The organism is Lysobacterales bacterium (assembly GCA_016721845.1).
GTDB lineage: Bacteria > Pseudomonadota > Gammaproteobacteria > Xanthomonadales > Ahniellaceae > JADKHK01.
The window spans coordinates 169965-182752 of the sequence record JADKHK010000013.1 but is presented as its reverse complement, the minus strand read 5'-3'; the positions used below and the strand labels follow the sequence as shown (position 1 = coordinate 182752).

The following is a 12788-nucleotide window of genomic DNA, read 5'->3' as shown; positions in this document are numbered from 1 at the left end:
GCTTCATCCGCGAGCGGCCCGACGGAACAGCATCGACAGCGCCGCCAGTCCGGCCGCGAACAGCAGCTGCAGGCGCCAGCCCAGCGCGGTCTGCGCAAAGCCGACCTGGTCGGCGGGCGCAGGATTCGCGAACTCGGCCCGGGCCATCGCCTCGTCGTCGCCGCGACGCACGCGTTTCTCGACCGCGACGAAACTGGTCTGGCTGGACAACAAGCCATGCGCCAGCGCGGTCGCCAGGACCTCCTTCCGCACCTGCTCGGCGTTGTCGCCGAGCGCGATACCGTCCTCCAGCGCGGCGATCTTGCGACGCGCCCACAGCTTGGCGATCCCCCGCGCCTGACTGGATTGCGCGAGCGGGAACAGCGCGTCCAGGGTGCCGGTCGGCGCGCGTGCCTTCAGGCCGATCGCGGCGTTCGCCGCTGTCGCGTCGGCGCCGATGCGCGTGGTCAGCCACAACGGCTCGCCGGCGAACAGATCGGGCACGCGCTGCGGATAGGACTCGGCCCCTTCGGGCCACTGGATGCGCACATCGCCGAGCTGCGGCGACTCGATGCGACGGAACAACTGGATCAGTGCCTGATCGATCTCGGCATTGGCGTCGATCACCGTGGCGACACCGCGCCCCAGTTCGGCGGCACGACGCAGGAAGGCGCGATTCGGCGCTGCGCCGATGCCGACCATGAACAGGCGTGCCGGATCATCGGTCTGCGCGAGCTGCTGGTAGATGGCGCCTTCGTTGCCGACCGCACCGTCGGTGATGAACACGATCTGGCGCAGATGCCCGTTCACTGCCGGCAGCGATTGCGCAAGCCGCAACGCACCGGCAATCTCGGTGCCGCCATCGGCCTGCAGGCGAGACACGAATGCCTCTGCTGCGGCGATGTTCGCGGCATTCACCGGCAGCGATGCGGGCTGGAATGCGATCGCGCTGGAGTCGAAGTCGACGATGTTGAACCAGTCGCCCGCCCCGAGTCGGGCCAGCGCACTGCGCGCCGCCTGTTGTGCGGCCTCGAAAGCGGGGCCGGTCATCGACCCCGAGCTATCGAGCACGATGACCAGCTCGCGCGGCAGGCGTGCGCCGCGCTCCGTCGGCGGCACCACCATCACGCTCAGGTAGGTATCGCCGTCGATGGTTTCGCGAAAACTCGCGAGGCTCGGCACCGCGCCCGGCTGCGGGCGCCAGGTCAGCACGAAGTCGCGGTCCGGCATTACCGCGACATCGGCGAGTTCGATCTCGAACGACTGCTCGCGCCGACGCACGCGGATCCGGTGCGACGGCGATTCCGGCACCAGCACCGGCACCCCGGCGACGAGCCGCAGCTTCAGGGTGATCGGCAAGGTCGCACCGGCAACGTCCGCGCCTGTCTGCGGCTGTTCGAGCAAGGCAGCGAAATCGTCGGCCGCGCTGTCGCCATAACGCGGCCGGATCGTCAACGGCAGCGCGAGCCCGAAGCGACCATCGTGGAAGCCGATGCTCTGGAAGTATTCGAGTTCGACGCGCACCTCGGCATGCGGCGGAATATTGGCGACCCGAGTCGCGAACAGGTCGAGTTTCTGTTGCTCGACGAGTGCCGTGGCCATGCCGGCGCTGCGGGCCGCTTCGTATTCGATGCGCGCCGCTTCGCGCTCGCGGATCACGCCTTCGATCACGCGTCCGTCCAGTTCGATGCGCATCGCGTAGACCGCGGCATCGGCCGGCAGCGGCAGTCGGTATTGCCCCTCGAGGTGCACGTCGAGCGGGTTGATGAAGCGCTGACGCAGCGTCGCCCGCGCGACCATGCCGTTGATCTCGATCTCGACCTCGGTCTGGGTCGCCGCCAGCAGTTCGCTACCGCCATCGGGCCGGCGTGCGCTGAGCCCGGCCGGCGCCGTCCCGGCATCGGCATCCGGCATGACCAGCACCCACAACAGCAGCATCGCTGCCCACATCCGCCCCGCTCGCATCGTCCTTTCCCCGCTGATCCGCCGGTTTGGCGTGCTGGGGATTGCAGTCCTGCAGAACGCGCGAAATCCGTCCGGATACGGCCCGATCAGCGATGGTCACCGTCAAATCGCGGGCAGACCGTAGCGCCGTCCCGGCCTGGAATGAGGAGCTACCAGACGCCGACGTTGGCCATCGACAGCCACGGCTCCGTCGGCGGCAGCGGATCACCGCGCTGCAACAGCTCGATCGAGATCTGGTCGGGCGAACGCACGAAGGCCATGCGCCCGTCGCGCGGCGGACGATTGATCGTCACCCCATGCGCCTGCAGACGTTCGCAGGCCGCATAGATGTCATCGACAGCGTAGGCAAGATGCCCGAAATTGCGTCCGCCGACATAGACCTCGGGGTCCCAGTTGCAGGTCAACTCGACCTGCGCCGCCTCATCACCCGGCGCCGCCAGGAACACCAGGGTGAACCGACCTTGCGGATAGTCCCGGCGCGACAACTCCCGAAGCCCGAGCGCATCGCGATAAAAGCGCAGCGACGCATCGAGATCGCTCACGCGGACCATGGTGTGCAGGTATTTCATCGCGATGACGCCGTTGTGGATGAAGCACGAAGCGTGGCGCTGACACCGGCGATTTCAAGTCGCCAGAAACGAAAACGGCACCCGAAGGTGCCGTTCCGATCATTGGTGCCGGAGATAGGAGTCGAACCTACGACCTACGCATTACGAATGCGCCGCTCTACCAACTGAGCTACACCGGCAGGAGTCCCTGTCGAACCCGGAAATCGCGATCGATCTGCCGCGGCCCAGGCCCGAAGGGGCGCGCATTCTAGGCGAACCGGGCTTGTCGGCGCAACCGCAGGGCGGATGGCGTCACTGGGGGGTCTCGAATCCGTCGCGGAATACGGTATCGCCGGGCAGGTAGGGGGCGCAGACGTATTCGCGCGGTTTCACGATCAAGGACCAGCCTGCCAACGTGCCGGCCAGCGTGGCGCTGCCGTTGGCGACACTGATGTACCAACGCCCCTGGGTGCTCAGACCGTCGAGACGGGACAATTGACCCGTGCTGTCGCGATGGATGTCGGCCGGAGGTGTCGGCGGTGACGGGCGATAGCCGTCCCAGAACGGCCCGTTGAAGGCCGGCAACCAGTCGCCGCTGAACGGCGCCTGCGTACTCAGGCTCTGGTTCAAGTCTTCGCTGGCTAGCAGCGGCAAGTCGTCGTCGATGACCAGCGCATCGAAGTCGGCGCCGCCGCCCTGGTTCGGCACCATCAATGCCCCGCGCTTGAAGATCAGGTCGCTGCCATAACCGTTCGGCGCGCGCAGCATCACGCTCAGATGGCCGCTAACCGGATGGGTGAGGTGGTCGATGCGGAAATCGAGATCGGCGATCTCGCGGTCGTCGACGATGTCCATCGCACTGTCGACGCCATCGATGCTGCTGGTCGGAATGGCGAGACCAGGCGTCGCGCTGTAGGTGATCGGCGCACCGACACCCGCTGCCGTGCCGATCCGCAACTGCAGCGGGATCAACTGCAAGCCGAGGCTCGACTGAACCTGCAGCTGGAAAGCCATGGTGCTGCCGCAAGTGATCGACTCCGGCACACGCACGAGGTATCGATCGGCCGCATTGGTGACGCTGGCCTGCGCATCGATATCGGCGTAGGTGGCATTGGCATCCAGCACTTGCAGGCCGACGGTCGTGGTGGCCAGGCTGGCGCTGACCGCAGTCGCGACCCGGCTGGTACGACGCCAGGGGTTGCGCAAGCGGATGGCGAGTTGCACCGTCTCGCCAGGATCGATGTGGCCATTGCCATTGCCGTCCTGAGCATCGTCGATCGACACATCGAGCATCGAATCGACGACATCGAGCTGCGGCAATCGCACGCTTTCGCCTACGCCCATGTGCGACAGCGCGAAACGTCCCATCACCGACAGCGGCGCGATCGCGCGATAGCCGAGACCACGTCCGGCGAATCCCTGCCAGATCGACGCCTCGTTGCGACAGTCGTTGGTCGCGCAATCCGCCGCGATCAGTGCATCGCGGCCGTCGATCAGGCTCGGATTCGGCGGCGTCATCTTCAAGGCATCGGTCACCAGTTGCAGCATGACCTCGTTGCCCACGGCGACGTCGCCATTCGCGCCGGCGGGATCGGCGATGACCCGCGCGCGCACGTCCCACAGCACTTGCGTCCAGATCGTGCCGGCGTTGTGGACTTCCATCGCGCCACTGGCGCCGATGTTGAGCGGACTCGGCGCGATGCCGCCCGACTCGTCGGCGGTCACGGCATCGAGGTCGGCGAAGGTCAGGGGATTGGACGCGACATCGCCGCCATACGGAAATCGCCGGAAGCCGTAGACGTAGTTGTCGTTCAGCACGCCCAGCTTGTAGGTCACCCAGGGGGCGAATACATAGCGGCCACTGGTCGCATCTGCCGCAGTCGGGTTCAACAGGGACAACGCGTAGAAATCGCTCCAGCCCTCGCCCATGCTGCGGGCCACGTCCCACAGCAGGCCGCTGCCGTTACCGATCAACCGATGGGTCATGCCGTGCGTGAGTTCGTGCAGGACGATGCCGGCATCCAGCGCGCTGTCGCGATCCGGCGTCGGCCCGGTGAACAGCGAAATCTCCAGACGCCCGGGACCGGCACCATCGGCCGGTGTCGAGAAACTCCCGGTGTTGCTGCCCGTGTTCTGGATATCGGCGGCAATGCGGTCGCCGGCCAATCCGCCCTGTCCGAGCAAATTCAGCTGCTGGAAATTGCCCGAAGCCTCATCGAAACCGAAGGCCGCCATGCGGTCATGGAACCAGTTGATCGTGTAGAACGCCTGCACCAACGCGCCGCGCTGCGAATCGGGATTGAGCGGGTTGTCGCCGGCATCCGGGTTCGCACCCGATGGTGCCGGCGTGTGGACGAAGTCACGCGGGGCGGCGCCGAGAAAGTCGCGATTGCGGCCGCCGCTATCCGGATTGCCGATGGCGCGACCGTTGCTGTCAAGCGTGCCGGCGTCGCAGACATTGCTGCTGGCATCGCGGTCGAGACACGCGTCGACATTGTTGCCGCGGGTCGCATCACAGCCATCGGCCGCAGCAGGACAGTCGTCGATCCAGCCGTTCGGGCTGAATGCGGTGCGTTGCGCGTCGAGCATGTTCACCGTGGTGCGGGCAATTGACGGATATTGCGTTCCCGCGCCCGGCACTGCGGGACTCGGCGATTGCGGCGCAGGACTGTCCGCCGGCGTGATGCCGTCGCCTTGCACGTAGACCGAGAAGCGCGCCTGCTGGGTCGAGGCGAATTCGCGCATGTTGCGACGCCACAGCAGATCGCCACTGCGGGCATCAACCAACGCGTGCCAATCCTCGTTGCCCGACAGGAATACCGTGAGCGACCACGCCGGCACCAACACCCCAGGCGAGCGCGGAAACCACATCAGGCGTGCTCCGGCCGGACCCGCCAGCGGCGCCGGCCCGTCGAGCTCGACGGCATCATGGTCGGCGCGCGTCTTGGCACGAACCCGCGTCTTGTCGAGGGCGTAACCACCCCAACCCAACAGGCGCGACAGGGCGGCCTCGGGCGACAACAGCGTGTCGCGTGCCGGTGTCGATGCATGCTTGTCGAGTCCGGGCAGCAGCTCGCCGAATACGCGCCACAGCCGGCCGTCGCGATCGATCAGGAATCGCGTTTCGCTGCCGAACACCGGCCACCCGCCCCGGCGCTGCTCGACGCGCAGCATGCGCAATCCACTCCGGCCACCGGGGCTGTCGCCAATCACGGCCAACGCGTCGATGGCGTCGGCATCGAGTCCGAACACGCCTTGATGTTGCGCCAGGAACGCCCGTGCGATCGCGATATCACCCTCATCCCGGGCCGGACCGGTCAGCGCACCCTGCTCTCGGAACAGTGCCGCGACGCCGCCGGTCGCGTTGGAGATGCGCAGCACCGCATCAGGCCAGGCCTGGCGGAGCTTGCGCTGCAGGTGCGACGGGTCAGGGGTCGGCGCAAGCGCGCGCACATCGAAGTGGCCCGCCAGCGGAATCGCCGATGGCTGCGCATGCAGGTCACATGCGATGCACGATGCGACCATCGCTGCCACAAAGCGCCACCCGGGATACTGTTTCGACATCGCGCCCACTCCGCAGCGTGCTCGCACAAGCCTCGCAAGAATCGTGCGTCGAAGGGCGAGCAAACGCCGCGCGGTCGAACGACCGGGACGGACGGCGACGGACGCTCAGTCCACCATCAGGATGCGCAGTTCCTTGGGCAGGGCGAACACGACGCTCTCGGGTTCGCCGTCGAGTTCGCGGACCGACTCGGCGCCGCCCGCGCGCAGGCGTTCGATGACCGCCTGCACCAGCGATTCCGGGGCGGACGCGCCTGCCGTCACGCCGATTTGGCGACGGCCTTGCAGCCAGGCCGGATCGATGTCCTGGGCGCCATCGATGAGGTGTGCATCCACACCCTGCTTCTCGGCCAATTCACGCAAGCGGTTCGAGTTCGAGGAATTCGGCGAACCCACGACCAGCACCAGGTCGCATTCGGCAGCGAGGCGTTTCACCGCGTCCTGACGATTCTGCGTCGCATAACAAATGTCGTCGTGACGTGGCCCGATGATGTCCGGAAAGCGCACGCGCAGGGCATCGATGATCGAGCGCGTGTCATCGACCGAGAGCGTCGTTTGCGTGACGAACGCAAGACCGCGCGCGGGATCGAGGTCCAGCGTCGCCGCATCGTCCGGCGACTCGACCAGCAGCATGCGGCCACCGGCACTCGCATCCCACTGCCCGAGCGTGCCTTCGACCTCCGGATGGCCGGCATGGCCGATCATCACGACATTGCGGCCGGCACGGGCATGGCGCATGACTTCGATATGCACCTTGGTCACCAGCGGACAGGTGGCGTCGAAGATCTTGAGCCCGCGACCGCGCGCCTCGCTGCGCACCGCCTGCGACACGCCATGGGCGCTGAAGATCACCGTTGCGCCGTCCGGCACTTCCGGCAACTCCTCGACGAACACGGCACCGCGCGCGCGCAGGTTGTCGACCACGAAACGGTTGTGCACGACTTCATGGCGCACGTAGATCGGCGCACCAAAGGCATCGATCGCGCGTTCGACGATCTCGATGGCGCGATCGACGCCGGCGCAGAAGCCACGCGGGTTGGCGAGCACGACGTTCATTTCGACCTCTTGGCTTCACGCCATCCGAACAGGATCAACACGGCCGCGCCGCAGACGATGGCGGAGTCGGCGATGTTGAAGGCCGGCCAGTGATGGTCGCGCCAGTACCAGAGGATGAAGTCGATCACGTAGCCGAGGCGAACGCGGTCGATGATGTTGCCGATGGCACCGCCGATCACGAGCGCGAACGCGAGCGCGCTGACGCGCTCTTGCCTCGACAGTCGCGCCAGAGCGATCGCGAAGCCGATCGACACGATGACCGCGAAGCCCGACAGGCCCCAGCGCTGCCACGCCTCGCCGTCGGCGAACATCGAGAACGCGACGCCGGTGTTGTGCGCCATGGTCCAGTCGAAATAGCCGGCGACAACCGGAATGCGTTCGCCATAGCCGAGATGCTGGACGGCGTACCACTTCGTGATCTGGTCGAGCACGACGATCAGCGCCGACAGCGACAGCCAGCGCAGGAGTCCGGAGATTCCCAGGAGATCGCGGGACGGCGCCCGCTCCCGCCGGTCAGAACCAGTCACGTCGCTCGCCCTCGCCGGCCACGTTGGTTGCGCAACGACCGCAGAGTTCCGGATGCGCCGCGATCGAGCCGACATCGGCGCGGTGGTGCCAGCAGCGAACGCACTTCACGGCTTCGGTGGGCGTCACGATGAATCGTGCCGCGTTCGCACCGAAGCTGGCCACGAGTGCTTCGGCGGGTGCGTTCGCGACATCATGCACGCGCACGGCCGACGTGATGAAGAAGAAGCGCAACTCGTCGCGACAAGCGGCGACACGGGCCGTCGACGCCGCATCGAGCCAGACATCGACCTCGGCTTCCAGCGAACCCCCGAGCTTCTTCTCGTTGCGCAGTTCCTCGATGCGCTTCAGCGCAGCGCCACGCAAGATCGTCAGGTCGTTGAGCAAGGCCGACTCCTCGGCCGAAACGGCGAGCCCGTCGAACAATGGCTCAATGTCGGCGAAGGTCGCGAAGAACACCGAATCGTGCGTTCGCCCCGGCATCAGCGTCCAGATCTCTTCGGCGGTGAAACTGCTGATCGGCGCCAGCGCGCGTACCAGCACTTCCAGTGCCGCATGCATCGCGGTCTGCGCCGAACGTCGCGCCCGTGCCGTCTCCTGCATCGTGTACAGACGGTCCTTGGTCATGTCGAGATAGGCCGCGCCCATGTCGATCGTGCAGAAGCGCATCAACTCCTGGACCAGGGTCGCGAACTCGCACAGGTCACGACTGACATTCGCGACATCGCGTGCGTCCGGCCCGTAGACGCGCTGTGCCAGCTCGAGCACGCGCTTCGCCTGCTGCATCGCCCAGCGGTCGAGCAGGAGCATTTCGCCGGCGGGCACGCGATCGCGCGCCGGATCAAAGCCATGTAGGTTGCCGAGCAGGAAGCGCGCCGTGTTGCGGATGCGGCGATAGCTGTCGCCGACGCGTTTCAGGATCTCGTCGCCGCAGGTCATCTCGTTGCGGTAATCGGTCGATGCGACCCAAAGACGCAAGACATCCGCGCCCATCTGGTCGATCACCTTCTGCGGCACCACGATGTTGCCGAGCGACTTCGACATCTTGCGGCCCTGCGCGTCGACCGTGAAGCCGTGCGTCAGCACCGTCGTATACGGCGCATGGCCGTGCATCGCCACCGACGTGAGCAAGGAGGAGTGGAACCAGCCGCGGTGCTGGTCGGAACCTTCGAGGTACATCGTGCCTACCCGCGCGCCATTCAGTTCCGGTCGCGCGTCGAGCACGCCGGCATGGGTCACGCCGGAATCGAACCAGACATCGAGGATGTCGGTGACTTTGTCGTACTTCGCCGCATCGGCGCCCAGCAGCGTGCTCGCGTCGAGTTCGTACCAGGCATCGGCGCCCTCGCGTTCGACGATCTCGGCGACCCGGGCCAGCAAGGCCACCGAATCCGGATGCGGTTCCTGGGTTTCCTTGTCGATGAACAGCGCGATCGGCACGCCCCAGGTGCGCTGGCGCGAGATGCACCAGTCCGGGCGATTCGCGATCATGCCGGTGATGCGCTCCTGGCCCCAGTCGGGCAGCCACTGCACCTGCTTGATCGCGGCCAATGCCTGCGCGCGCAGACCCGCCTGGTCCATCGCGATGAACCATTGCGGCGTGGCGCGGAAGGCCACCGGTGTCTTGTGCCGCCAGCAATGCGGATAACTGTGTTCGAGCTTGCCGGACGCGAGCAGCACGCCGCGCGATTTCAGCAGCTCGATGATCGTGTCGTTGGCCTTCCAGACATGCAGGCCTTCGACGAATTCGGTACCGCTGACGAAGACGCCATTGCCACCGACCGGATTGACGACCTCGATGCCGTACTTCTGGCCGACCGCGAAGTCTTCCTGACCATGGCCTGGTGCGGTATGCACGGCACCGGTACCGGCGTCGGCGGTGACGTGCTCACCGAGGATGATCGGCACCTGTCGCGACAGGAACGGATGCTGCAGCTTGAAGCCTTCGAGATCGGCGCCGCGGGCACGACCGAGCACGGTCACGACATCGACACCGCTGCGCTTCAGCACCGATTCCGCCAGCGCTTCGGCCAGCACCAACAGCACGCGACGACCGTCGCGCGCCGGACCCTCGACCAGGGCGTAATCGAGCTCGGCATTGAGCGTGACCGCCATGCTCGCCGGCAAGGTCCACGGCGTGGTCGTCCAGATCGGCACGGCGATGACGGCGCTGGTTTGCGTCACGCCGAATTTTCGGGCAAGACCATCGGCATCGACCGCGTCGTAGGCGACATCGATCGCCGGCGACACCTTGTCGGCATATTCGATCTCGGCTTCGGCCAGCGCGGAGCCGCAGTCGAAACACCAGTGCACGGGCTTGGCGCCGCGCGCCAGATGGCCATTCGCGACGATCTTCGCGAGCGCACGCAGCATGTCGGCTTCGAACTTGAAGTCCATCGTGCGATAAGGCGCATCCCAGTAGCCGAGCACGCCGAGACGCTTGAAGTCTTCGCGCTGGCTGTCGATCTGCTTGCCCGCGTAGTCGCGGCACTTGGCGCGGAAGGTGCGCGCATCGACCTTGACGCCGACCTTGCCGATCTCCTTCTCGACCACGAGTTCGATCGGCAGGCCATGACAATCCCAGCCCGGGACATAAGGCGAACGGAATCCGCTGAGCAACTTGCCCTTGACGACGATGTCCTTGAGCGTCTTGTTGACGGCATGGCCGATGTGAATCTGGCCGTTCGCGTAGGGCGGGCCATCGTGCAGCACGTAACTCGGGCGGTTCGCGGTGGCTCTCTGGATGCGCCCGTGCAGATCGCTCGCCTGCCATGCCGCCAGTGCCTGCGGCTCGCGTATCGGCAAGTCGCCCTTCATCGCGAACTTCGTTTCCGGCAGATGAATGGTTTGCTTGTAGTCGATGCTCACGCGAGTTCTCGCTGGGTCGATGGGAATTCGGAAAGGATGCGGCGCGCCTCGATCGAATCAAGATGCATGCGCACGGTCAGGTCGTCGAGGTTCGCGAAGCGCGCTTCGTCGCGGATCTTGGCGACGAAGTCGACACGCAGGCGGCGACCGTACAGGTCGCCATCAAAGTCGAACAGATGCGCTTCGAGCAACAACTCGCGACCATTGACGGTGGGTCGCGTGCCGAGGCTCGCGACCGAGGGCCAGTCGTGCAGGCCGGCCCCGCTCACGCGCACCGCGTAGATGCCGTGCACCGGCGGCAGACGCCGGCCCAACGGGATGTTGGCGGTCGGGTAACCGAGCGTGCGCCCGAGCTTCTGGCCATGGATCACGCGGCCACCGATCGCGAAATCGCGGCCCAGCAGTTCGCGCGCAGCCACGTGGTCCCCCGCCTGCAGGGCGGCACGCACGCGCGTGCTCGAGACGCGCTCGCCGTCGACCAGCACCGGCTCGATCGTGTGTGCGCTGAAGCCGAGCTCCGCGCCCAGGTCGCGCAACATCGCAACATCGCCGCGGCGGCCGTGGCCGAAGCGGAAATCGGGACCGATCCAGACTTCGCGCGCAGCGAGGCGATGCACCAGGATCTGCTGCACGAAGTCCTCGGCCGAGGTGTTCGACAGCGCCGCGTTGAAGCGCAGCAGCCCCAGCCGGTCGATGCCGAGCGCCTGCGTCAGTTCGATCTTCTCGCGCGCGGTCGTCAACCGCGGCAGCCGGCCGCCGCGCCCGAAGAATTCGCGCGGCAGCGGCTCGAAGCCGAGCACGACCGCTGCGCAGCCCAGCGCTCGCGCCCGCGCCAAAGCGCGCCCGACCAAGGCCTGATGACCCCGATGCAGACCGTCGAACGCGCCAATGGCAATGACAGCGCCACGCGGGCAGAGGCGCGGCCCGCGCGTGTCACGAAACAGGAACTTCATGGAACCGGGGAGTATAGCGGCGCCACCCTGCAAACCACGGCCAACGCGGTGACCCGTCGTCGCGGACTGCCGACGGTCGGTCGCAGCCAGCAGCGCCAGCGTCACAATTGCTTGAATTTGCGACGTGAAATCCGCTCGTAAAACTGTGATTTCCATCACATTGTCGGGCTACGATCGGCCGCCACTCCGGAGCCGCTTGCCCATGATCGTTCTGCCACGCACACGTTCGGAATTCTGGTTTCTGGTGGCACTTGCCGCGTCGGCCTCCGCGGTCAACGCCGGCACCGGTTACACCCCGGGCGTCTGCGCCATCGGCACGGTGACCGGCAATCTGTTCATCGACAACGTCAATGCTGGTGCCGGTTCCTGGCAGACCAACCCGGCGCGAAAAGCCGATCGCTGGGCCATCGTCAACAGCAATTCCTTTTCTGCGCCAGGCTCCTGGCGCGGCCGCGACTTCAAGACGCCGATGGAAGAACTGCTGACCTCGCCGGTCGTGGCACTGCCGAACGATTCGAGCAAGTTCCCGCTCACGCTCGAATTCCAGAGTTTCCGCAATTTTCCGGTCAATCAGGGCTGCCGCGACGGCGGCAATCTGCAGATATCGGTCAATGGCGGCGCCTACGCCGATGTGCCGGAAGCGCTGATCTTTGCCGATCCTTACACCGGCACGATCACCGGCATCACCAACCCGGACCTTGGCCAGCGCGCGTGGTGTGGCGGCGGATCGACCTACGTGCTGACCCGTGTCGACCTGACCCCGTACGCCGGCCAGAGCGTCCGCATTCGCTTCCGCTTCGGCTCGGACGGCAACCAGGGCAACGACGGCTGGCACGTCGACGACATCCGCATGACCCAGTGCGGCATCGTCCCCGATACCGACCTGGACGGCATCCCCGATCCCAGCGACAACTGTCCGTTGGCGTCGAATGTCGACCAGGCCGACTACGATCAGGACAACGTCGGCGACGTCTGCGACAGCGACGACGACTGCGACAGTGTCGCCGACGGCATCGACAATTGCCCGCTGACCTTGAATGCGACCGACCCGATCTGTCCCGCGGACGGCGACCAGACCGACAGCGACCTCGACCTGTTCGGCAATCCCTGCGACAACTGCCCGAGCGTGTCGAACTTCGACCAGAATGACGGCGATCTCGATAACGTCGGCAGCGTCTGCGACAACTGCCCGGCCGACGCCAACACCGACCAGGCCAATGCCGACGGCGACACCTTGGGGGATGTCTGCGATCCGTGCCCGAACGACGCAAGCAATGCCTGCGGCAGCAATGTCATGTTCGACAACGGCTTCGAAACCTGAGTTCGAACCGCT

At 66.1% G+C, this 12788-nt stretch carries 8 protein-coding genes and 1 tRNA gene; 1 reads left to right on the top strand and 8 read right to left on the bottom strand.

Translation table 11 applies throughout. From position 1 onward, the window contains the following. Positions 1 to 3: 3 nt before the first annotated feature. The 8 genes from IPP28_08155 to IPP28_08120 form a co-directional block, all read right to left on the bottom strand. The gene (locus IPP28_08155; GenBank protein MBL0041002.1) at positions 4 to 1917 is read right to left on the bottom strand and encodes a marine proteobacterial sortase target protein; all 1914 of its coding nucleotides are present in this window, start codon (positions 1915 to 1917) and stop codon (positions 4 to 6) included. Between the two features lie 176 nt (positions 1918 to 2093). Continuing rightward, positions 2094 to 2513: a VOC family protein gene (locus IPP28_08150; GenBank protein ID MBL0041001.1), complete on the bottom strand. Its 420-nt coding sequence runs from the start codon at positions 2511 to 2513 to the stop codon at positions 2094 to 2096. Positions 2514 to 2616: 103 nt separating this feature from the next. Continuing rightward, positions 2617 to 2692 (bottom strand) — tRNA-Thr (locus IPP28_08145). A gap of 112 nt (positions 2693 to 2804) precedes the next feature. Further along, the gene (locus IPP28_08140; protein ID MBL0041000.1) at positions 2805 to 6056 is read right to left on the bottom strand and encodes a M36 family metallopeptidase; all 3252 of its coding nucleotides are present in this window, start codon (positions 6054 to 6056) and stop codon (positions 2805 to 2807) included. 105 nt (positions 6057 to 6161) lie between these two features. Next, positions 6162 to 7109, bottom strand: a complete 948-nt coding sequence (ispH, locus tag IPP28_08135; GenBank protein MBL0040999.1) for a 4-hydroxy-3-methylbut-2-enyl diphosphate reductase — start codon at positions 7107 to 7109, stop codon at positions 6162 to 6164. Continuing rightward, positions 7106 to 7711, bottom strand: coding sequence for a lipoprotein signal peptidase (locus IPP28_08130; protein MBL0040998.1), 606 nt, complete (start codon positions 7709 to 7711; stop codon positions 7106 to 7108). Before IPP28_08130 ends, ispH begins: the two co-directional genes overlap by 4 nt. Further along, positions 7623 to 10502 (bottom strand): isoleucine--tRNA ligase, encoded by a 2880-nt coding sequence (ileS, locus tag IPP28_08125; GenBank protein ID MBL0040997.1) that lies wholly within the window; start codon positions 10500 to 10502, stop codon positions 7623 to 7625. The genes IPP28_08130 and ileS overlap by 89 nt, the downstream gene beginning before the upstream one ends. Continuing rightward, on the bottom strand, positions 10499 to 11455 hold the full coding sequence (locus IPP28_08120; protein MBL0040996.1) for a bifunctional riboflavin kinase/FAD synthetase: 957 nt from the start codon (positions 11453 to 11455) through the stop codon (positions 10499 to 10501). The genes ileS and IPP28_08120 overlap by 4 nt, the downstream gene beginning before the upstream one ends. Before the next feature lie 202 nt (positions 11456 to 11657). Between IPP28_08120 and IPP28_08115 the strand changes: the two genes are divergently transcribed. Further along, a complete protein-coding gene (locus IPP28_08115) occupies positions 11658 to 12776 on the top strand; it encodes a thrombospondin type 3 repeat-containing protein (GenBank protein ID MBL0040995.1) in 1119 nt (372 codons plus the stop codon). The last annotated feature ends 12 nt before the right edge of the window (positions 12777 to 12788 follow it).

Bases quoted from the DNA above. Each gene is read 5' to 3' on its own strand.
- IPP28_08130 (MBL0040998.1), bottom strand. From the start codon at position 7,711: ATGTCGGCTCGATCGCGGCGCATCCGGAACTCTGCGGTCGTTGCGCAA.
- IPP28_08115 (MBL0040995.1), top strand. From the start codon at position 11,658: ATGATCGTTCTGCCACGCACACGTTCGGAATTCTGGTTTCTGGTGGCA.
- ispH (MBL0040999.1), bottom strand. From the start codon at position 7,109: ATGAACGTCGTGCTCGCCAACCCGCGTGGCTTCTGCGCCGGCGTCGAT.
- IPP28_08120 (MBL0040996.1), bottom strand. From the start codon at position 11,455: ATGAAGTTCCTGTTTCGTGACACGCGCGGGCCGCGCCTCTGCCCGCGT.
- IPP28_08150 (MBL0041001.1), bottom strand. From the start codon at position 2,513: ATGAAATACCTGCACACCATGGTCCGCGTGAGCGATCTCGATGCGTCG.
- IPP28_08155 (MBL0041002.1), bottom strand. From the start codon at position 1,917: ATGCTGCTGTTGTGGGTGCTGGTCATGCCGGATGCCGATGCCGGGACG.
- IPP28_08140 (MBL0041000.1), bottom strand. From the start codon at position 6,056: ATGTCGAAACAGTATCCCGGGTGGCGCTTTGTGGCAGCGATGGTCGCA.